Raw genomic sequence first — 22,185 nt, 5'->3', positions numbered from 1 at the left:
AAAACATTGATATTTACTTATGTATGATTTTGTTTTAATATGAAATTGTGAGAAAATTGTGATGGGATTTACGTTCATCTGAGAATGATCTGATCTGAAGGGGGATTTTGGAGAATGGCAAACGAGCAAAAAACTGCAGCAAAAGACGTTTTCCAAGCGAGAAAAACGTTTACTACAAATGGGAAAACCTATCATTACTACTCTTTAAAAGCATTGGAAGATGCAGGGGTCGGGAAGGTTTCGAAGCTTCCTTATTCCATCAAAGTTCTTTTAGAATCAGTATTGCGTCAAGTTGACGGATTCGTGATCAAACAAGAGCATGTGGAAAATTTGGCAAAATGGGGAACTGCCGAATTAAAGGAAATCGATGTTCCGTTCAAACCATCTCGTGTTATTTTACAAGACTTCACAGGGGTTCCGGCAGTAGTAGACCTTGCTTCACTGCGTAAAGCTATGGCAGCTGTCGGCGGAGATCCTGATAAAATTAATCCTGAAATTCCTGTTGATCTCGTTATCGACCACTCTGTTCAGGTTGATAAAGCAGGAACAGAAGATGCGTTAGCTATTAATATGGACTTGGAATTCGAAAGAAATGCAGAGCGCTATAAATTTTTGAGCTGGGCAAAGAAAGCGTTTAATAACTATCAGGCAGTGCCGCCTGCAACAGGTATCGTGCACCAGGTAAACCTTGAGTTCCTGGCAAGTGTCGTCCATGCCATTGAAGAAGACGGCGAGCTTGTCACGTATCCTGATACGCTTGTCGGAACAGATTCACATACAACAATGATTAACGGAATCGGTGTTCTCGGATGGGGTGTCGGCGGAATTGAAGCTGAAGCAGGAATGCTTGGACAGCCTTCTTATTTCCCTGTTCCTGAGGTAATCGGCGCGAAACTTGTCGGCAAGCTTCCAAACGGAACAACCGCTACTGACTTGGCGTTAAAAGTGACTCAGGTGCTGCGTGAAAAAGGCGTTGTCGGCAAGTTTGTTGAATTCTTCGGACCGGGAATTGCTGAATTGCCGCTTGCGGACCGTGCAACAATTGCGAACATGGCTCCGGAGTACGGCGCTACATGCGGATTCTTCCCAGTAGATGAAGAAGCGCTCAACTACATGCGTCTGACAGGCCGTGATCCTGAACATATTGATGTTGTCGAAGCATACTGCAGAAGCAATGGCTTGTTCTACACTCCTGATGTTGAAGACCCTCAATTTACTGATGTGGTTGAAATTGACTTGACTCAAATTGAAGCAAACTTATCAGGTCCAAAACGCCCTCAGGATTTAATCCCGCTTTCTGCTATGCAGGAAACGTTCAAAAAACATTTAGTCAGCCCTGCGGGTAACCAAGGATTCGGTTTAAATGCTGAAGAAGAAGATAAAGAAATTAATTTTAAACTCCTTAATGGCGAAGAAACAGTGATGAAAACGGGTGCGATAGCCATTGCTGCGATTACAAGCTGTACGAATACATCGAACCCGTACGTTCTGATCGGTGCCGGACTCGTAGCGAAAAAAGCGGTTGAATTAGGACTTGAGGTGCCTAATTACGTGAAAACGTCACTTGCACCGGGTTCTAAAGTCGTCACAGGATATCTTGTGAATTCTGGCCTTCTTCCATACATGAAAGAGCTTGGTTTTAACCTCGTTGGGTACGGATGTACAACATGTATCGGAAACTCAGGACCGCTTTCACCAGAAATCGAAGAAGCGGTTGCGAAAAATGATCTGCTGATTACGTCTGTCCTTTCCGGAAACCGTAACTTTGAAGGACGTATTCACCCGCTTGTTAAAGGCAACTATCTTGCTTCACCGCCGCTTGTTGTGGCATACGCGCTGGCTGGAACGGTGAACATTAACCTGAAAACCGATCCGATCGGTGTAGGCAAAGATGGTCAAAACGTTTACTTTAACGATATTTGGCCGTCAATGGATGAAATTAATTCACTTGTTAAGCAAACTGTTACGCCTGAGCTCTTCCGCAAAGAGTATGAAACGGTATTTGACGACAACAAGCGCTGGAACGAGATTGAAACGACAGATGAAGCGTTATATAAATGGGATAATGAGTCAACCTACATTCAGAATCCGCCATTCTTCGAAGAAATGTCTGTTGAACCAGGCAAGGTTGAACCACTAAAAGGTTTGCGTGTTGTCGGTAAATTCGGCGATTCAGTCACAACGGACCATATTTCTCCTGCAGGAGCAATCGGAAAAGACACGCCTGCCGGTAAGTACTTGCAAGAGAAAGGGGTTTCTCCTCGGGACTTTAACTCCTACGGCTCCCGCCGCGGAAACCATGAAGTCATGATGAGAGGAACATTTGCCAACATCCGCATCAAAAACCAAATCGCGCCGGGTACAGAAGGCGGATTTACAACGTACTGGCCGACTGGTGAAGTAACATCAATTTACGATGCGTGCATGAAATATAAAGAAGATAAAACCGGCCTTGTTGTATTAGCTGGAAAAGACTACGGTATGGGATCTTCACGTGACTGGGCTGCAAAAGGAACAAACCTTCTCGGCATCAGAACGGTCATTGCTGAGAGCTTTGAGAGAATTCACAGAAGCAACCTTGTATTTATGGGTGTGCTGCCGCTTCAATTTAAACAAGGTGAAAACGCAGAAACACTCGGCTTAACCGGTAAAGAAGTGATCGAGGTAGATGTTGATGAAAGCGTACGCCCTCGTGATATCGTTACAGTAAGAGCAATTGATGAAGACGGAAATGTAAAAACATTTGAAGCACTTGTCCGCTTTGATAGTGAAGTTGAAATTGATTACTATCGCCATGGCGGCATCCTGCAAATGGTGCTTCGCGATAAAATGAAGCAGTCCTGATGAATTGATAGGAAGAGAAGGCATTTCGCTTTCTCTTCTTTTTATGACAAAGTGTGCTGCGGAGGTGGCATATGATGAAAAAATGGCTCGCAGGGATCCTGCTTATTATGCTTGCCAGCTATATGGGATGGAATTTGTATCAAACATACAGCAAAAAAGAAGTGGGAATAGAAGAGGGACAGCAAGCTCCAGAATTCACTTTGAAAACGCTATCGGGAGAGAAAAGTTCCTTACAAGACAGAAAAGGCAAAAAAGTCCTCCTCAATTTTTGGGCAACTTGGTGTAAACCGTGCCGACAGGAAATGCCAGCGATGGAACAGCTGCAAAAAGAATACGCAGACGAACTTGCGGTTGTTGCTGTTAATTTCACTTCAGCTGAGAAAAGTGTGAAACAGGTTCAGGCGTTTGCTGATACGTATGAATTAACGTTTCCTATCCTGATTGATAAAAAAGGGATTAATGCTGACTATAACGTGATGTCATACCCAACGACGTATATCTTAGATGAAAAAGGCGTTATTCAAGATATACATATCGGCACCATGACAAAAAAAGAAATGGAACAAAAACTGGATCTTGATTAGATTCAGTTTTTTTATGTTCTGAATGCTTACAAATTTTCAGAATTGGAAAAAATAAATGAATATGCGGAGGTGAGAAGAGTGAAGAAGATGAGAAAACGTTCTTTTCATGAGCTCGTCATGGAAAATAAAAAAGAGCTGATGACCAATACAGAGTATTTAAATCAGCTTGAGGAAAAGCTTGAACAGCGATTTAAGCAAAAATAACTTAAATTTGTATTCATGTTTACCCCTCCTTTTGAGAATCCTATCTGTTGAGGGGGGATAAACATGGGAAACAACAAGAAAAACGGTCAGCCTCAATTTGCTCCAAGCCACTTGGGTACGAAGCCTGTAAAATATAGAGCCAATAAAGGGGAAAAAATGCAGGATAAGTCCGGACAGCAGCCGATCATCATGCAGACAAAAGGTGAGTAGCGCAAAATTGAGTATATTTCTAGGAGGTCCATCCAAATGACAAATAACCATAAACAATACCAGCACCCTAATCCTGATGATCGTTCTGATAACGTAGAAAAGCTGCAGGATATGGTTCAAAATACAATTGAAAACATGGAAGAAGCAGAAGCATCAATGGAGTTTGCTTCAGGAGAAGATAAGCAACACATCAAAGAAAAAAATGCTAGACGCGAACAGAGTATCGAAGCGTTTCGCAATGAAATTCAAGACGAATCCGAAGCGAGACAAAACGGATACCGCTCTTAAAAACCAGGGAAACCTGGTTTTTTTCTTTCTGATTTGATTATGGTAAAATGGGGCTAAATTGACGTTAAGGGAGCAGAATAATTTTGCAGGTATCAAAAAAAGAAATAGAAGTGCGTTATGCAGAGACAGATCAAATGGGGATTGTCTATCACGCAAATTATCTTGTGTGGATGGAGGTCGGCAGAACGGCCCTCATAAAGGATTTAGGCTTTTTATACAGTGATATGGAAAAGAGAGGCGTCCTCTCACCAGTCGTTGATATCAATATATCCTATAAAAAGCCGCTTCATTATGGAGAAACCGCGGTTGTGCATACATGGATAGAGGACTACAACGGCTTTAAAACCGTCTATGGTTATCATATTTATAATCCGGCCGGCGAGCTTTCCATCGAAGCCACCTCATCTCATATTTGTGTGGATAAAGAAAGCTTTAAGCCTATTCAGTTCCGCAAAGCTTTCCCTAATTGGCACGCAGCATATGAAAAGGCCAAAAAATAGGGAAGTGAACGAGATATGGCGTTTGGAGTGAAACGGGAAGAACTCAACCGGTGGAAACAAGCAGTGAAAAGAGGAGACATTGCATTTTTAACCCATTACTGGCTGGATGACCGGTTTCCAGAAGCAAAGACCGTGACAAAAGCCGGCTGTGCAGATATTGATAAACTGATTCAATGGGGAGCGGCGTACGGTTTAAAAAAAGAATGGATACATAAGAAAAGTGAATTTCCTCACTTTGATCTCTTGGGTAAGACACAAAAATATATTTTGGAACAAGAGAACCTGACCGATCATCTTAAAAGATTTCATTTGTAAAAAAAGGAACGCACATAACGTGCGTTCCTTTTTTATTGATATTCAAAAACAGGTTCATCAGCATCCTCTGAATAGCTGACTAGAAGGTCATGGTTATCGAAGTACCATAGATCACTTTCTTCAATAAAGAAGGTAATGCCGTCGGCTTCTGCAGTGGCTCCAGCCTCTTGCGGGGCATCTTTCGCCACACCGAGGGAAAATCCCTTTTGAACGTTGCTACAGCCGCCGTAGCGGACGAAAAAGCGAACCTGATCTCCGCTTTCTAAATCCAGCTCTTCTTTATACCAGTTCAGTGCGTCTTCGTTAATTGTCATATTCATAACAGAACACCCCTTTGTACTTCATTTGAATTTTCTCTATTATAAACGTATTAGGCTATTCTGTGTCAAAAGAGAAGGTTTTTACGTTTATAACCATTTCACTTTAGGTTCTGTTTTATTGATAATTCGTTTAATGTTCGCCCGGTGTCTGTATATCACAAAAATAGTGAGCAGGGCAACAACAATCAATAAATACCTATCATGGACAAAGAGACTATATATAACAGTATAGATCCCCGTTAACATCGATGACAGGGAAACAAATTTAGTCAAGTATAAAAAGATGAAAAATACCGCGATCATCGTGATAAATAACAGAGGTGCGTAAAATAGCAAAACGCCTCCAGACGTTGCCACGGCTTTACCGCCTTTAAATTTGGCGAATATAGGAAACACATGGCCTAAAACTGCAAAGACTCCTATAAGAAGCGGATGAATATCAACATGCATGAGGTAAGGCAATGCAGTTGCCAACGTCCCTTTCAAAATATCTCCGGCTATGACGACGGAACCAGCTTTTACGCCCAGCGTACGGAACGCGTTGGTTGCGCCTAGGTTGCCGCTTCCGTGTTCCCGAATATCAATTCCCTTGGCAAGCTTGCCCACGATTAAGCCAGATGGAATGCTGCCTATCAGGTAGGCCAAAATAATCAATAAAGCAATAAACATCTACATTTCTCCTTTTTCAAAGTCCCTTCTTTCTATTTTAACATGAGATGTCATGATCTGATGACAAGTTTTTTGTAAAGTTTGCTTACAAATCCACACAAATGTGCACCATATTTTGATTTCTTTCATTTTGATCGTGTAAAATAGATGAAAAAGGAGTGGTACAGAATGCAAAACCCTTCCAAAGCGGAATTGAAAGAGATTCTTGATAGAAGCAAGCGAATAGCGGTAGTGGGGCTTTCGGACCGGCCGGATAGAACGTCACATATGGTTTCAAAAGCGATGCAGGATGCGGGCTATGATATCATTCCCGTCAATCCTACAATTGATGAAGCTCTGGGTGTCAAAGCCGTTTCATCTTTAAAAGAGATTGACGGCCCAGTTGACATTGTCAATGTATTCCGGCGCTCAGAACAGCTGCCAGGCGTTGCGGAAGAGTTTTTGGAGACAGATGCTCCAGTATTTTGGGCACAGCAAGGGCTGGTCAACGAAGAAGCTTACAAGATGCTAAAGGAAAAAGACAGAACGGTTATCATGGATCTGTGTATAAAAGTGGCGCACGCAGTAACAAAATAGATGCAGAACCGCAAAAATCCTTGTGAATTCAAGGATTTTTGCTTTTTAATTTTAAGATATTGTTTGCGTATTACGGTGAAACAGATACAATAAAGCTTGAACAGCTTTTTTTGAACACCTTGTCCAGCTGGGTTTCGGCCGTTCGATTTGCGAAGGTCTGCTGCTTTATATATAATAAACAAACATACGTTCTCATTTCGTAAAAACAGCACTTTGCCCGATGTTTTGTGAACTGATTCGTTAGCTTTATGTTGCGATCACAAACATATTGGTTATAATGGGGAGTCCAAGGCAGTACCGCCTTAAGGCGAGGTTTATAAAAAATACTTTTTACAATTGATGCGCATTACTGAAAAAAGAGAAAGACAATGTTAGTTTTTGAAAGGGGTTTGTACGTTTGGCTAGAAAACAGCAATTTGATTACAACGAAGATGCCATTCAGGTGCTCGAAGGCCTTGAGGCCGTCAGGAAAAGGCCGGGTATGTATATTGGTTCTACTGACGCGCGGGGCTTGCACCACTTGGTTTATGAAATTGTAGATAACTCTGTCGACGAGGTGCTTGCCGGCCATGGAGATCACATTATCGTCAAAATACATAAAGACAACAGTATTTCTGTACAGGATAGAGGCCGCGGCATGCCGACCGGAATGCATAAGCTCGGCAAACCAACCCCTGAAGTGATTTTAACGGTGCTTCATGCCGGAGGAAAGTTCGGCCAAGGCGGTTATAAGACAAGCGGAGGGCTGCACGGAGTTGGTGCATCAGTCGTAAATGCTTTATCTGAATGGCTGACGGTTACCATTGAGCGGGACGGTTTCATTTATCAGCAGCGGTTTGAAAATGGAGGAAAACCGGTTACATCCCTCGAGAAGATCGGCAAAACAAAAAAGACAGGAACGCTTACGCACTTTAAGCCAGATCCAACGATGTTCAGTGCAACAACTTATAATTTTGAAACGCTTTCTGAACGATTAAGAGAATCTGCGTTTTTGTTAAAAGGATTAAAAATTGAGCTGATTGATGAGCGGAATGACCAGCAGGAGGTCTTTTATTACGAGAACGGCATAGAAGCATTTGTCGCTTACTTAAATGAGGAAAAAGACGTCTTGTCTGAAGTGGTCTCGTTTGAGGGCGAGCATCATTCAATAGAAGTGGACTTTGCGTTCCAGTTTAATGACGGCTATTCTGAAAACATTCTGTCATTTGTTAATAACGTCAGAACAAAAGACGGCGGTACTCATGAGTCAGGTGCAAAAACAGCGATGACACGCGCTTTTAATGAATATGCGAGAAAAGTGGCTTTGCTGAAAGAAAAGGATAAGAACCTTGAAGGCACTGATATAAGGGAAGGGCTTTCAGCCATTATCTCTGTTCGCATTCCCGAAGAGCTTCTTCAGTTTGAAGGACAAACAAAAGGAAAGCTCGGTACAAGCGAAGCGAGATCAGCAGTTGATGCGATTGTTTCAGAGCAGCTTGCTTATTTTTTAGAGGAAAACCGGGATACCGCAACGCTCCTTGTGAAAAAAGCAATCAAAGCGAGTCAGGCACGCGAAGCGGCACGCAAAGCCCGTGAAGAAGCAAGAAGCGGCAAAAAACGCAAAAAATCTGAAGCGACATTAAGCGGAAAGCTGACGCCCGCCGGTTCAAGAAACCCGGCAAAAAATGAATTGTATCTCGTTGAGGGCGATTCTGCAGGCGGATCAGCCAAGCAGGGAAGAGACCGCAGATTCCAAGCGGTTCTGCCTTTACGCGGTAAAGTCATTAATACGGAAAAAGCGAAACTTGCTGATATCTTTAAAAATGAAGAGATCAATACGATCATTCATGCGATCGGCGGCGGAGTCGGAGCGGATTTCTCAGTCGATGATATCAACTACGACAAAATCATCATTATGACCGATGCCGATACTGACGGCGCTCATATTCAAGTGCTGCTTCTCACTTTTTTCTATCGCTATATGAAACCGCTCATTGAGCATGGCAAGGTGTTCATTGCACTGCCTCCTTTATATAAGGTCAGCAAAGGAAGCGGGAAAAAGGAAATCATTGAATATGCATGGTCTGATGAAGAGATGGATGATGTCCTGAAAAAAGTCGGCAAAGGCTATACCATTCAGCGATATAAGGGACTTGGAGAGATGAACGCAGACCAGCTGTGGGAGACGACGATGAATCCGGAGTCCCGTACGCTTGTAAGGGTCAAAATCGACGATGCGGCACGCGTAGAGAGACGTGTTACGACGTTAATGGGAGACAAAGTGGAGCCGCGCAGAAAGTGGATTGAGAAAAACGTCGCTTTCGGCTTAGATGAAGAAAGCAATATTTTAGAAAATGAAAACTTATCGGTCGCTGAGGAGGTTTAATGATTGTCACAGCCAGAATTATTTCATGATTTACCATTAGAAGAGGTGATCGGGGACCGTTTTGGGCGCTATAGTAAATATATTATTCAAGACAGGGCGCTTCCTGATGCAAGAGACGGCTTAAAGCCGGTACAGCGCAGAATTCTGTATGCGATGCATACAGATGGAAACACGTTTGATAAAAACTTCAGAAAAGCGGCCAAAACGGTCGGTAACGTCATCGGTAACTATCATCCGCACGGTGACAGTTCGGTTTATGAAGCAATGGTGCGGATGAGCCAGGATTGGAAAGTGCGAAATGTGTTGATCGAAATGCATGGAAACAACGGAAGCATCGACGGAGATCCTCCGGCAGCCATGCGTTATACAGAGGCGCGATTATCTCCGATCGCATCTGAGCTTCTGCGGGATATTGACAAAAATACGGTTGAGTTCGTTCCGAACTTCGATGATACAAGCAAGGAGCCTGTCGTACTCCCGGCGATGTTCCCTAACCTATTGGTCAACGGATCTACCGGGATATCAGCGGGATATGCGACTGACATTCCCCCTCATCATCTCGGAGAAGTCATTGATGCAGTTATTAAACGCATCCAAACGCCATCTTGTTCTGTTGATGAACTCATGGAAGTCATAAAAGGGCCTGATTTTCCGACAGGCGGTGTGATTCAAGGTGTTGACGGCATAAGAAAAGCTTACGAAACCGGAAAAGGAAAAATCATTATCCGCGGAAAAGCTGAAATAGAAGGAATCAGAGGCGGACGTGAACAAATTGTCATTACTGAAATTCCTTATGAAGTAAACAAAGCCAACCTTGTGAAAAAAATGGACGAGTTCCGCATTGATAAAAAGGTTGAGGGCATCTCAGAGGTTCGCGATGAAACGGACCGAACAGGGCTGAGAGTGGTTATTGAACTGAAAAAAGAAGCGGATGCCAAAGGCATTTTGAATTTCTTATATAAAAATACCGATTTGCAGATCACATATAACTTTAATATGGTGGCCATTCATAACCGCCGTCCGATGCTGATGAGTCTGCCGGCTATTTTAGATGCATATATCGGCCACCAAAAAGAAGTCGTCACAAACCGTTCCGTTTACGAGCTTCAAAAAGCAAAAGACAGGCATCACATCGTAGAAGGTCTCATGAAAGCTTTGTCCATTTTGGATGAAGTCATTGCAACAATCCGTTCTTCAAGCGACAAACGTGACGCTAAAAACAATTTGATAGCGAAATATGAATTTACAGAGCCACAGGCTGAAGCGATCGTATCATTGCAGCTATACCGTTTAACCAATACAGATATCACAGCGCTGAAGGAAGAGGCTGAAGAGCTAGATGAAAAAATTGAAGAGCTCGAATCCATTCTGAGCAATGATAAAAAGCTGTTAAAAGTGATCACAAACAGCTTAAAAGCACTGAAAAAGAAATATGCAGACACAAGACGCTCTGTGATTGAAGAAAAAATTGAGGAAATTAAGATTAACCTTGAAGTCATGGTTGCCTCTGAAGATGTATATGTGACCGTTACGAAGGATGGTTACTTAAAACGGACGAGCCAGCGCTCATATGCCGCTTCCAACGGTCAGGATTTCGGAATGAAAGATACGGATAGGATACTGCATCAGTTTGAAATGAATACGACAGATGTGCTGCTGCTCTTTACGAACAAAGGAAGCTATATCTATTGCCCGGTTCACCAGCTGCCTGATATCAGATGGAAGGACATGGGCCAGCATTTTTCAAATGTGATTAGCATTGATGGTGATGAAACGATTGTAAAGGCCATATCGATAAAAGAATTTGATCCAGCAGCGTATCTATTGTTCTTTACGAAAAACGGAATGGTGAAAAAGACAGAGCTCACCCATTATAAAGCACAGCGTTATTCTAAAGCGCTCGTGGCATTAAATTTGAAGGGTGAAGATGAACTGATCGATGTACATGTGACAAATGGGGAAAGCCAGATCTTTATGGCCACTCACCTTGGATACGGCCTATGGTTTGGAGAGGACGAAGTAAATGTAGTTGGTGCGCGTGCGGCAGGTGTCAAAGGGATTAACTTAAAAGAAGATGACTTTGTGGTCTCCGGAGAGATCCTTCAAGAATCTGATTCAATTGTATTGTTCACACAGCGGGGAGCGGTAAAACGCATGAGTCTCGCCGAGTTTGAAAAAACGTCCCGTGCAAAACGCGGTGTCGTGATGCTAAGGGAACTGAAGAAAAATCCTCACCGTGTCGTATCGGTGTTCGCTTGTCGTCTTGATCAACGACTTATGGCGGAAACAGAAAAAGGCGACAGAAAAGAACTGCAGGCAAAAGACTTGCGGACAAACGACAGATACAGCAATGGCTCTTTCTTTATTGATGAAGAGGAATCAGGCAAGGTCACAGCTGTTTGGCGCCTTCAAACAGAGCAATAATATAAAAACCCGCTCACATTATGCGAGCGGGTTTCGTTTGTTTTTCAATTAGCTTTCATGGCTGGTGAAAAGATCTGTAAAGGCATGAACAAATTCGATTCCTTGCCATACAAATAAATTCAGCGCTGTGAAAGAAAATAAGCCTATAATCACCATTCTTAAGATAAACAACATGTTTAACAGCCTCCTCATATTTTCGTTATATAATCGGGTGATGTTGAACATGAAGTTTGCCGAAATAAGACGATTGATAAAATTTGGCCAGTATAAAGCTTTTTTTCCGCTGGCGCCTGCGGGAGTATCCCGTATCTTTGCTTTCAGCGGTCAGAAGCCGAACAGCCATTGTCCATAAAGCAGTCAGCGCAAATGCCCCTGTGATGGATTTCTTCTCATCATCAGCATTTTGGCCGGCTTTCATCTCATGTAATTCCTGCTGGTCGGCTACGGCTTTATAATGATGGCCGATATCAAAGGCGTGGGGAATTGAGAACAAATGAAAACTGGCAATCGCCAAGAATAAGATGGACGCTTTCAGTATCGTTACTTTTTTCAAATGATCTCCCCCTCCTTTAATATTACTGAATATTTTTATAATAATACCCTAACCCATCCCGAAAGTAAACCTGATTTATTAAATTTAAAAATAAAGTTCACTTTGTTAAGTATATATCTTTTTACTTATTTTTGAAAGAGAAACTTCATTTATTAGTGTATGTATACCCGGTCTGAGACGTGAATAAAAACATATTTTAAATGATATGTTTGTTGTTTAGGATTTATGTCTTTATTTATCAGAGAAATTCTTACTTTTCAAAAGAAATACGATTTTTAGTGAAGCTTATAAGAAGTAATTTTTTATTCATAGGAAAATAATAGAGAGGAGGACCGAAGGAGGGAGTATCAATCTAGGACAATAATCTTCACGAAAAAACTTCCTAATTCGACATATTGTGATATAATAAGACTTATCATGTTAAAAAATCTAACATCAAATTTGAAATTACTATGAATTGATGAATACGGGAGGTCAATATGGAGTCTTTTTTCAACAGCTTAATCAATATTCCAAGTGCTTTTATCTGGAAATATTTATTTTATATTTTAGTAGGACTTGGGTTATTTTTTACACTTCGTTTTGGTTTTATCCAATTCCGTTATTTTATTGAAATGTTCAGAATAGTGGGAGAGAAGCCTGACGGAAATAAAGGCGTTTCATCTATGCAGGCATTCTTTATTTCAGCCGCATCCCGAGTCGGTACAGGGAATTTGACGGGTGTTGCCTTAGCAATTGCGACAGGCGGACCGGGCGCTGTCTTTTGGATGTGGGTTGTAGCTGCTGTAGGTATGGCTTCAAGCTTTGTTGAGAGCACGTTAGCCCAGCTTTATAAAGTGAAGGACGGAGACGATTTCCGCGGCGGACCGGCCTACTATATTCAAAAAGGCCTTGGTGTCAGATGGCTCGGCATCGTATTCGCTGTCTTAATTACCGTATCATTCGGTTTAATTTTTAACGCTGTTCAATCCAATACAATTGCAGGAGCGTTAGAAGGCGCTTTTCATGTGAATAAAATAGTTGTGGCCATTGTTCTTGCTGTTTTAACGGCCTTTATTATCTTCGGTGGTTTAAAACGTGTTGTCGCTGTGACACAATTGATTGTTCCAGTCATGGCTGGGCTTTATATTCTCATTGCTCTTTATGTTGTATTCACAAATATTTCTGCATTCCCAAGCGTTATTGCGATCATTGTTAAAAACGCTTTAGGAATTGAACAAGTTGTCGGCGGAGGACTGGGAGCGATCATCGTCATTGGTGCACAGCGCGGACTTTTCTCTAACGAAGCAGGAATGGGTAGCGCGCCAAACGCTGCTGCTACTGCTCATGTTTCACATCCGGCAAAGCAGGGCTTTATTCAGACATTAGGCGTGTTTTTCGATACATTTATCGTATGTACGTCTACAGCGTTTATCATTTTACTGTACAGTGTAACACCAAAAGGTGACGGCATCCAGGTTACACAGGCTGCTCTGAGCCACCATATTGGAGGCTGGGCTCCTAGTTTCATAGCTATCGCAATGTTCTTGTTCGCCTTTAGTTCAGTTGTCGGAAACTACTATTATGGCGAGACAAACATTGAATTTATTAAAACAAGCAAAACATGGCTGAACATTTACCGTATCGCGGTTATTGCTATGGTTGTCTTTGGGTGTGTAGCAGGCTTCCAGATTGTTTGGGATATGGCGGATCTCTTTATGGGGATTATGGCGTTGATTAACTTAATTGTGATAACGCTCTTGTCAAACGTAGCTTACAAAGTGTATAAAGATTACGCGAATCAGCGTAAACAAGGACTTGACCCTGTATTTAAATCGAAAAACATCCCGGGTCTTAAAAACACTGAAACTTGGGAAGATGAGAAACAAGAAGCATAAAAACACGGCTGCATTCACTTCAATGAATGCAGCTTTTTATTTGCCGAAAAGAAGCGGAATATTTTGATTTGATAAAATAATGATGTGTAAAGTCCTGATTATACACTTTTATCTTTGATCCACATGTATCAGCTTGTATCTGAAACAACACAAAAAGAGAAATTAGACAGGCTTTTAAGCCGGCTAAAAACAAGAAATTAGGTTGATAGACAAACATAAGAAAGCTTTTTACAATGAGTTCGTGGTAAAAAAGCGAAAGGGAGGAGAGCGGTGAGTTACTAGGCATATTTTTTACATATTGATTTGAAGGAGGAAGAATATCATATATGAAACGTTCAGTCTCTATCTTAACCGTATGTTTATTCATTGCATTACTAGTGACCGGCGGCTTGGCGGCTCCAGAAACATCTGCAGCAGGGGCAAAGACGCCGGTATCCATAAATGGCCAGCTTAGCATAAAAGGCACACAGCTAGTCAATCAAGATGGCAAAACGGTGCAGTTGAAGGGGATCAGTTCACACGGATTGCAATGGTTTGGCGATTTTGTCAATAAAGACACCTTAAAATGGCTGAGAGACGATTGGGGCATTACGGTTTTCCGAGCGGCAATGTATACGGCAGACGGCGGTTATATTGATAATCCGTCTGTGAAAAACAAAGTAAAAGAAGCGGTTGAAGCGGCAAAAGAGCTTGGGATATATGTCATCATCGACTGGCATATCTTAAATGACGGCAACCCAAATCAAAATAAAGAGAAGGCAAAAGAATTCTTCAAGGAAATGTCAAGCCTTTACGGAAACACGCCAAACGTTATCTATGAAATTGCGAATGAACCAAACGGCGATGTGAACTGGAAGCGTGATATTAAACCGTATGCGGAAGAAGTAACTTCCGTTATCCGGAAAAACGATCCCGACAACATCATCATTGTCGGTACCGGTACATGGAGCCAGGATGTGAATGATGCTGCCGATGATCAGCTTGCGGATAACAATATCATGTACGCGCTTCATTTTTATGCCGGCACACATGGCCAGTTTTTACGGGATAAGGCAAACTATGCCCTCAGCAAAGGAGCGCCTATTTTTGTGACGGAATGGGGGACAAGCGATGCTTCCGGAAATGGCGGAGTATTCCTTGACCAGTCACGGGAATGGCTGAATTATCTCGACAGCAAGAACATCAGCTGGGTCAACTGGAATCTTTCTGATAAGCAGGAATCGTCTTCAGCTTTAAAGCCGGGAGCATCTAAAACAGGCGGCTGGCCGTTGTCAGATTTATCGTCTTCAGGAACATTTGTAAGAGAAAGCATTCTCGGTACCAAAGATTCGACGAAGGACAGCCCTGAAACGCCGGTTCAAGATCAACCTACACAGGAAAAGAGCATCTCTGTGGAATCCAGAGCAGGGGATGGAAGTGTGAACGGAAACCAGATCCGCCCGCAGCTTCACATCAAAAATAACGGCAACTCCACGGTTGATTTAAAAGATGTCACTGTCCGTTACTGGTATAACGCGAAAAACAAAGGTCAAAACTTTGACTGTGACTACGCGCAGATCGGATGCGGCAATGTGACCCACAAGTTTGTGACGTTGCATAAACCTAAGAAAGGCGCAGATACCTATCTGGAACTTGGATTTAAAACCGGAACGCTGTCAACCGGAGCAAGCACAGGGGATATTCAGCTTCGTTTTCATAATGATGACTGGAGCAATTACGCACAAAGCGGGGATTATTCCTTTTTTCAATCAAATACGTTTAAAACAACGAAAAAAATCACATTATATAATCACGGAAAACTGATTTGGGGAACAGAGCCAAAATAGTTCAGCTTTTGGCGGGCATCAGCACTGATGTCCGTTTTTAGCATCTTAAACAGCAAAACAAGGAGGATTACGTTGTGGATGACATATTGAAACAGTATATGGTGCTGTTCAAACATATGAATGATGTGATAAACGGCCCGGACTATCCAGATAAGGAAAAAGATATTCAAAATCAAAAAGAACAGATCGAACCTTACGAGACACAGCTGCAGCAACGTTTTTCTACGGATTATGACTACGATGAATTTGCTGATTCAGCTATTAAATGTGCATATGGCGATATGACGCTGGAAGATTTAGAAGCCGTTTATTATGAATTAACAACACCATTTTATGATTGAGTTTTAAGAAGCGTAAAATTTCATTTTCTGTCTCACCAACTTAAGTATACTTTGATATTGAGACGGGAAATGATTTATTTTGTTTACTTCCTAGAATATATATTATGTAAACTAATAAAATGAAAACAGACAGCGTTCACTTACTTTCTTCTCGCACTCATTCCGAGGTAGAATTTATAAATAATATATCTCGATCCATTTTTAATTTGTCTGACTCACAAACAAAGGATTGACTTTGGAAAGACCCCTTTTTGTAGTGTAATATTAAAAAACCTCTACGTCCTTAATAAATTAAATTGGTCATAGGTCATAAAGGTTTTTCAGTTTGAGTATTTTAATTTGTCTCATTCATTCCTTTCATTTTTCTCAAGTGTTTTTTTAAAATAATTATTATAAAAGTTTTTAGACAAAACAAACGGCTAACTCTTTGGCATGCTTTATCAGCAACCTCTTGATTATGTCACTTGTTGCTGGTCTTCTTGATCAAGTCCACGTCATCGTATGCCAGACTTTCCACACTTGCAGCCTTCTGCAGTATGTAATGATCAAAAAAGTTCTTCGTATAGTCTGTAACAAGATTTCGCATCTCCATAGCATCCCGTTCGCCTCTGAGTTCCTCATTAACACTGGTAAACACGATGTCGCAGTAATCTAAATGCGCAACACGATCAACAGAGAAATAGTAGGTTTCCATGCTATTGTTAGCGCCAATTATCGCATTCATGTTATAGTTAGGTTCACAAAACAGTAGCAAAAAGGGTTTCTTTAGGTCGCTGTCGAGAAGGCCGAACGCACCGCTATCCAAGCCAATCCCGCAGGCGAACCGGTCGTCGTCCCGGCAAACAATCGCCGTCGTAGGCCCTCCATAAGAATGTCCGACTATGCCCATGCCGATGTCAAGCAACAATCTGTCCTTAAAGATGGAATTCAGTTCTCCAGAGTCCAGTTTGTAAAGATAATCGGCTACATACCTTACATCTTCTGCCTGTAATTCACTATACTCTGTTAACTTGGAAACTATAGGCAGTGTAAGAACGTTACGGCACATCTCAATGGCAGTTTCATCGTCAGGCCGCATCTCCATCTTACCAGCCAACGACAGCATCTCCGGATCTTCAGAAAACGCCATAATGACATCCGAAAAATCCTTTGATACATTAAACAGGCGCCCATCTTTACGCTTATACATCGTGCTATTCTGATGGCCGATGCTTACCACAACATATCCCATGCTTGCCAAGTCTGTACAGATCACTGTACCCCATTCTGGAGAACCGCCCCCGCCGCAAGCATAGAATAACACCGGATAGCGCTTTTCCTTCACGGAGAGAGCAAGGTCGTCGTAACACTGGGTCTTGATATCTATAGAGAAAACATCCTTAACGCCGTCAATTCTCTTTTAGAGTGATCTGATACCGTGTACTCAAAATCCATCTGGGTTCGACCGACAGTATAGCCGCCAATTGGTTCTGGAAATGCGTCATAAGTTTTCATTCTCTTGTTCCCCCTTAATTAATAAAAGTGGCGAATGTGAAATACATACATTGCGCTATAAGCGCTTTTCAAAACTGTTTTAGGGTCTGTTTCAACAAGAACCCAAAAATCATATTCTAGATCACTGAACAAACGAACATTCCTTTTACCGAACTTGCTGCTTCTTTTAATGTTAATGGGCGAATACATGTACACACCTCTTTTAACAAGATATTTCTATAAAATTTCGCCAAGGTTCTACAATACCCTTCTATAAATATTCATAATGTCTCAGTAATAGTGCATCAGTCGTTCAGAATGGATTCAGTTTTACTTTCCCAAATAATAATGAATCCACTTTACTTTCTGCAAAGAGAACATAAAAATGGATTCATTAAATGATAAAATACTTATTTGACTAGTGTTTACAACGCATAAAATGGATCTATGTTTACTTCCTTGTACACTTCTTCTCCCTCTAATTTAGTATCTTCTTCAAAATGACGCACGACACGAAAAAAGCGATTTTCTGATCAGAAAATCGCTTAAATTCAGACATTCTATTGAAAATGAGACTTGATCGGCACCCTTTGCCTTAGTACCCTTAACGATTTGCGACAAATGTTGTCACGCTTTGAGCTGGAAGATGGGCCCAAAAATGATTGCCCGTTACATTGAGATTCGTTCCAGGTTGAAGATTGCTGCTTCCGCTTGTTATCCATCTAGATACCTGAGAAGCAGATCCATTCTGCAAAACAAAGTTTTGGTTAACTCCTGTGTTGCTTTTGTTAATGGCAACAATAACGACCTTGTTGTCACCTTTATAGGCTGACACGTAAACGTTCGGATTAGGATTTTTCGTTGCATCAATCCTTACATATCCAGGGCGCACAAACTTTGAGAAATGAGCCATATTGTAGCCACGTTTGCTGATCGTGCCATCTTCTTTCATAGGACCATATGATCTTCGGATGTACCACCAAACATAAGCTTGAAAATCCCCTTCAACCATCGAATTGTGAATATGTTGTGAAACATCCAAGGCCTCGGGCCATCGATCCGCCGAGTTGTTATCACTGTTCGGATAGTATACTTCCGTCATCCAAAGGTCCTTCCCCGCTCCTTTTTGTTTAAAAAGAGGATAAGGGAATTGACTGACCTGAGTTCCATACAGGTGGGTTCCGAGAATATCCATATTGGCAAGAGCCTGAGGATCGTTCAAGATTGGGTCAGACAAATTCTTCAAGTATTGAAATGACTCGGGTGCAATGACACGGGCATTTATCGAGCCTGCGTTTTCTCTCATAAAGCGAAGTATTTCTTGCGGCGTCCACCACGTCCACTCGTGAGCGTAATCAGGCTCGTTTTGGATGGAAATCGCATACAGATTCACTCCATTACTCTTCATGAAGGTAACGAAATCGTTAAGGTGCTGCGCGTATGCGGCGTACTTATCGTATCTTAGGCGTTTAGCTGATGTGTCACCATTATGATTGAAGGTCTCAACCATATTGCTTGGAGGATTCCAGGGAGAAGCAAAAACGATTGCTCCATGTTTGATCGCACTCTTTGCAGTCTCCAGTTCTCTGTACCAATTATTTCTATTTTCATCCACATGAATTCTTAAGATTGAAAAACCTAACTGATTCTGTCCATTGCCAAAAGCGGTTTCTCTTTGAGCTGCTGTCAAATCTCCAATCCAAGCCGGGTGGTTCATGCCTCCAAAACCGCGAATCACTTGTTTATCTGCAGATAAATTAACTGTTACATCACTTGCTGCCAAAACTTCAGTAGCGCCTGGCCCGGCTAACATTACTGACAGCATAGTGAAACATACCAATAATACACAAATTGGTTTTTTTACCCTTGAAATCATTTTTTCCTCTCCTTGTCTTTTATGGTATTAAAAAATCTATCTGTCTCCTTTTATATTGCAAACAACCGGTGCTATCTTTGCGTAAACTGCCAGTAATCAAAATTAAACAAGTTTCCTGTACCTGTTCCGGTAAATACAAAGAAAACTTTGTGCACACCGGTTGCGCCGCTTACTGCAGTTTCTATTTCTCTCCAGGTTTGCGCTCCACCTGTGGAAGGTACATTCAGGGTTCCTGCAAGCTTGCCGTTTGCGCTATCGAGACGCACTTCTATTTTTCCGCCTCCAGCAGATGCTACATTTGCTTTAAACGTCCTGGCACCGCCTGACCCGAAGTCTGCATTTCCTACAGCAATCCAGTCTCCGTTATGAATGTTTGTGACATGTTGATTATTGACTGGCCCGCCGGGTGCTGAGGATGCCTCTGTCAAAATCCGTCCGTTCCAGGCAAACGTTTCCGCTTCTACCCGGTTATATGGATTCAAGTTGGAAAGCTGTGTTACGCCTGCATAATTTGCCGCAACCTCTTGAAGGGATCCATCTGCATTATGCACCAGCTTATTAATATGGGGAGAACGGTATCCTTTGCCGGCCCCGAACAGAGCGGAACTGACAGTTTGAGCATGGTACACCACATACCACTCGTTTTTTAAATTGAAAACAGCATGATGGTTGTTTCCGCCGCCTCCGAAAAATGCACCCGGGTTTTTCAGGAAGTGCCCTCTATACGTAAAGGGACCCATGGGACTTGAGCTGGTCATATAGCCGATCTCACCTGGGGGTTTATCGGCCGGATGCGTGCCCCCGAAATTGATGCAATAGGAATAATAATATTTTCCGTCATGCTTATGCATTCCCGAATCTTCAAACATAAAAGGCGCATCAATCGTAGATGCACTTCCAACAACACTGGTCATATCAGGCCCTAATTTCATGACTCTTGCTGTTTTAGGATTGGCCCATTGCCCCTGCGTGGGATTTGAACCGCCCGGAACGCCTCCGCCGGCATATAGGTAACCGGCACCATCATCATCTACGAATACTGCCGGATCAAAAAGCCATACAACACCGGACATTCCTGGCGTATTTGGCGTTACCAGCGCTTTTCCGATCGGATCTGTCCATGGGCCGGTCGGGCTGTCTGCGGTGTGAACCCCGATACCTCCGCCACCGTTTGCGAAATAAAGGAAAAATTTATCCTTACCATTGATCTTTTTCACCGCGGCTGACGGGGCCCATGATGCTCCTGCCCATTTGGCAATCCCCCGGCCGCCATTCGCCCCATTGGCACCCGCTATCGGAATCGCTCCGTGATCTGTCCAGTTCACCATATCCGCTGAAGATATGACGAATATTTTATTCAAATTGGCAAATGAATTATCCTTAATCGTTCCGTCGCTATTATATTCATAGTCATCGCTTGACATATAGATGTAGACTCTTCCGTTATAGGTCAGCGCAAACGGATCTGCTCCCAAATGATGGTCTATAAGCGGGTTTGAATTGCCTGGATGTTTTGCAATTGTAGTACTGGCAGCATACGCAGACTCCCCAAATAAGCAACTCAATAATAAAGCAAGGACCCATAAACATACGCTACACTTTTTACTCATAACTTAACACTCCTCCTTTTTCTTTAAAATGGGGGTCTTTTAACATTTGAGGACAAATTGTAGACCGGCAGCAAAAGCAGACTCCGCAGATAAGCAACTCAATAATAAAGCTAGAACCCATAAACATAGGCTACACTTTTTTCTAATAACTTGACATCCTTCTTTTTCCTTAAAATGGAGGTTATTTTTTACCATTTGATGACAACTGGTCATGAAGAACGCATAAATTGGACGATTTCTAGAGTAAGCCTTACAAACACAGGAGTATTACTCTCGCCTTTTTAATAAAAAACGCCGCTGACTGCCAGGCCAGCGGCGTTTTACACTTGATCATTTACATTTTGTCAAACTTTGCGTCTCCCGCAAACGATCCCATTGACAGTTGTTCATCAAGAACAAGTCCTTGATGATGCCGTTCTTCAATCCTTTTGATAATAGATCGAATTGCATCCACATTTTCTTCGATATTATAAAGTGCGGATCGTTTTGATCGGTTCATTAGCGCTTTTAAGCTGAATCTGTCCTCTTGAATGCGAGAAGCCATTATGTAATAAGCCATTCACCGCTTCCTGTAAACTGCTGTAAGTGATGAGCCGTTCTCCGCCGGAAATGTGTTTTCCGCCTTGTTCATGGGGGCGTCCTGGGAAGCTCTTATATGTTTCTTCCTGCATCACATTCCCCTCCTTTCTCATCTTAAAAAATAATGCTAACTAACATGATTATTAACACCTATACAGAATATTAAAGTTTCTAGCAAAATGTTAACGTAATGAATCTGCAAGGCCTCATTATTTTTTCATGTTTTGTTCATATTTTAGTAATTGTTTATTCAACACTGTCCGCTAAAGTAATTCATATCAACAAATGTGACAGCCATCTGCATTTTTTATGAAGGGAGGTCAAAACCGAGTGCCGTTATGCTGAAAGAAAAAATAAAAACATTAGGCCGTTTTTGCACCGTGGGCGTCGGCAATACGCTGATAGATTTTGGTGTCTTCTTTCTTCTCACCGCTTGTCATGTCCCTTATCTGCTGGCACAGATCTGCTCCTATTCGGCAGGTATCATCAACAGCTATGTGTGGAACCGGAATTGGACGTTTCGTGTAAAACGTAAGGCTGACGGAAAAGAGATCGTGCGCTTTCTCATGATTAATATTGCCGCGTCGGGGATCACCTTTTTGCTGCTTTATTTGTTTCAAAAAGTCGGCTGTTCGCTTTTGGTGAGTAAGCTCGCCGCCACTATCGGCGGAATGATGATGAATTTTATCGGAAACCGAATCTGGGTATTTGGAGATTCGCTGAAAAACATACAGGATCAGGAGTGAAGATG

General features: G+C 42.2%; 20 protein-coding genes and 2 pseudogenes. 14 read left to right on the top strand and 8 right to left on the bottom strand.

The features are described from left to right. Positions 1–114: 114 nt before the first annotated feature. The 7 genes from acnA to ACMX2I_RS12155 all read left to right on the top strand — a co-directional run bounded on the left by acnA (position 115) and on the right by ACMX2I_RS12155 (position 4,945). Positions 115–2,844 carry an aconitate hydratase AcnA gene (gene acnA / locus ACMX2I_RS12185; protein ID WP_202327631.1) on the top strand — a complete coding sequence of 910 codons (2,730 nt, stop codon included), beginning with the start codon at positions 115–117 and terminating at the stop codon, positions 2,842–2,844. Positions 2,845–2,915: 71 nt separating this feature from the next. After that, entirely contained in the window at positions 2,916–3,428 is a 513-nt protein-coding gene (locus ACMX2I_RS12180; protein ID WP_414957074.1) for a redoxin domain-containing protein, read from the top strand. Positions 3,429–3,506: 78 nt separating this feature from the next. After that, complete coding sequence (locus ACMX2I_RS12175) at positions 3,507–3,632, top strand: FbpB family small basic protein (RefSeq protein ID WP_003244964.1); 126 nt, start codon at positions 3,507–3,509, stop codon at positions 3,630–3,632. A gap of 63 nt (positions 3,633–3,695) precedes the next feature. Next, the gene (locus ACMX2I_RS12170; RefSeq protein ID WP_010328560.1) at positions 3,696–3,842 is read left to right on the top strand and encodes an acid-soluble spore protein N; all 147 of its coding nucleotides are present in this window, start codon (positions 3,696–3,698) and stop codon (positions 3,840–3,842) included. Between the two features lie 36 nt (positions 3,843–3,878). Then, complete coding sequence (gene tlp, locus ACMX2I_RS12165) at positions 3,879–4,130, top strand: small acid-soluble spore protein Tlp (RefSeq protein ID WP_087991420.1); 252 nt, start codon at positions 3,879–3,881, stop codon at positions 4,128–4,130. Positions 4,131–4,213: 83 nt separating this feature from the next. Then, positions 4,214–4,630, top strand: coding sequence for a YbgC/FadM family acyl-CoA thioesterase (locus ACMX2I_RS12160; RefSeq protein ID WP_289347427.1), 417 nt, complete (start codon positions 4,214–4,216; stop codon positions 4,628–4,630). Between the two features lie 15 nt (positions 4,631–4,645). Then, a complete protein-coding gene (locus ACMX2I_RS12155) occupies positions 4,646–4,945 on the top strand; it encodes a hypothetical protein (RefSeq protein WP_087991418.1) in 300 nt (99 codons plus the stop codon). Between the two features lie 32 nt (positions 4,946–4,977). Here the strand turns inward: ACMX2I_RS12155 and ACMX2I_RS12150 are convergent, their stop codons facing one another. Together ACMX2I_RS12150 and plsY are read right to left on the bottom strand one after the other, a co-directional pair. Further along, the gene (locus ACMX2I_RS12150) at positions 4,978–5,265 is read right to left on the bottom strand and encodes a HesB/YadR/YfhF family protein (protein ID WP_017696514.1); all 288 of its coding nucleotides are present in this window, start codon (positions 5,263–5,265) and stop codon (positions 4,978–4,980) included. Positions 5,266–5,352: 87 nt separating this feature from the next. Further along, entirely contained in the window at positions 5,353–5,934 is a 582-nt protein-coding gene (gene plsY, locus ACMX2I_RS12145; protein WP_087991416.1) for a glycerol-3-phosphate 1-O-acyltransferase PlsY, read from the bottom strand. Between the two features lie 168 nt (positions 5,935–6,102). Here plsY and ACMX2I_RS12140 point away from each other — a divergent pair, with 168 nt between their 5' ends. From ACMX2I_RS12140 to parC, 3 genes are all read left to right on the top strand, one after another. After that, the gene (locus ACMX2I_RS12140) at positions 6,103–6,510 is read left to right on the top strand and encodes a CoA-binding protein (RefSeq protein ID WP_087991415.1); all 408 of its coding nucleotides are present in this window, start codon (positions 6,103–6,105) and stop codon (positions 6,508–6,510) included. Between the two features lie 397 nt (positions 6,511–6,907). After that, entirely contained in the window at positions 6,908–8,875 is a 1,968-nt protein-coding gene (gene parE / locus ACMX2I_RS12135) for a DNA topoisomerase IV subunit B (RefSeq protein WP_087991414.1), read from the top strand. A gap of 3 nt (positions 8,876–8,878) precedes the next feature. Beyond that, positions 8,879–11,299 carry a DNA topoisomerase IV subunit A gene (parC, locus tag ACMX2I_RS12130; protein WP_414957073.1) on the top strand — a complete coding sequence of 807 codons (2,421 nt, stop codon included), beginning with the start codon at positions 8,879–8,881 and terminating at the stop codon, positions 11,297–11,299. A gap of 48 nt (positions 11,300–11,347) precedes the next feature. Here the strand turns inward: parC and ACMX2I_RS12125 are convergent, their stop codons facing one another. Beyond that, positions 11,348–11,473, bottom strand: coding sequence for a hypothetical protein (locus tag ACMX2I_RS12125; protein ID WP_333517449.1), 126 nt, complete (start codon positions 11,471–11,473; stop codon positions 11,348–11,350). Positions 11,474–11,498: 25 nt separating this feature from the next. Further along, positions 11,499–11,852 (bottom strand): hypothetical protein, encoded by a 354-nt coding sequence (locus tag ACMX2I_RS12120; RefSeq protein ID WP_414957072.1) that lies wholly within the window; start codon positions 11,850–11,852, stop codon positions 11,499–11,501. 479 nt (positions 11,853–12,331) lie between these two features. Here ACMX2I_RS12120 and ACMX2I_RS12115 point away from each other — a divergent pair, with 479 nt between their 5' ends. From ACMX2I_RS12115 to ACMX2I_RS12105, 3 genes are all read left to right on the top strand, one after another. Then, on the top strand, positions 12,332–13,729 hold the full coding sequence (locus ACMX2I_RS12115; protein WP_148961703.1) for an alanine/glycine:cation symporter family protein: 1,398 nt from the start codon (positions 12,332–12,334) through the stop codon (positions 13,727–13,729). 326 nt (positions 13,730–14,055) lie between these two features. Further along, complete coding sequence (locus ACMX2I_RS12110; protein WP_414957071.1) at positions 14,056–15,555, top strand: cellulase family glycosylhydrolase; 1,500 nt, start codon at positions 14,056–14,058, stop codon at positions 15,553–15,555. Positions 15,556–15,629: 74 nt separating this feature from the next. After that, positions 15,630–15,896: a YnfE family protein gene (locus ACMX2I_RS12105; protein WP_414957070.1), complete on the top strand. Its 267-nt coding sequence runs from the start codon at positions 15,630–15,632 to the stop codon at positions 15,894–15,896. A gap of 460 nt (positions 15,897–16,356) precedes the next feature. On the opposite strand, the pseudogene ACMX2I_RS12100 reads toward ACMX2I_RS12105, so the two are convergent. The 4 genes and pseudogenes from ACMX2I_RS12100 to ACMX2I_RS12085 form a co-directional block, all read right to left on the bottom strand. After that, a pseudogene (locus tag ACMX2I_RS12100) lies at positions 16,357–17,390 on the bottom strand (choline esterase). A 583-nt stretch (positions 17,391–17,973) separates the two neighbouring features. Beyond that, the gene (xynC, locus tag ACMX2I_RS12095; RefSeq protein WP_414957069.1) at positions 17,974–19,245 is read right to left on the bottom strand and encodes a glucuronoarabinoxylan endo-1,4-beta-xylanase XynC; all 1,272 of its coding nucleotides are present in this window, start codon (positions 19,243–19,245) and stop codon (positions 17,974–17,976) included. A 71-nt stretch (positions 19,246–19,316) separates the two neighbouring features. Next, positions 19,317–20,855: a glycoside hydrolase family 43 protein gene (locus ACMX2I_RS12090; protein ID WP_414957068.1), complete on the bottom strand. Its 1,539-nt coding sequence runs from the start codon at positions 20,853–20,855 to the stop codon at positions 19,317–19,319. A gap of 470 nt (positions 20,856–21,325) precedes the next feature. Beyond that, a pseudogene (locus ACMX2I_RS12085) lies at positions 21,326–21,526 on the bottom strand (6-carboxyhexanoate--CoA ligase); the annotation flags it as partial. Positions 21,527–21,721: 195 nt separating this feature from the next. On the opposite strand from ACMX2I_RS12085, the gene ACMX2I_RS12080 reads away from it, so the two are divergent. Continuing rightward, positions 21,722–22,180, top strand: coding sequence for a GtrA family protein (locus tag ACMX2I_RS12080; RefSeq protein WP_414957067.1), 459 nt, complete (start codon positions 21,722–21,724; stop codon positions 22,178–22,180). Positions 22,181–22,185: the final 5 nt, after the last annotated feature.

It is taken from the genome of Bacillus sp. SW14 (genome assembly GCF_047608225.1).
GTDB lineage: Bacteria > Bacillota > Bacilli > Bacillales > Bacillaceae > Bacillus > Bacillus subtilis_G.
This window is presented reverse-complemented; position numbering and strand designations above follow the sequence as displayed.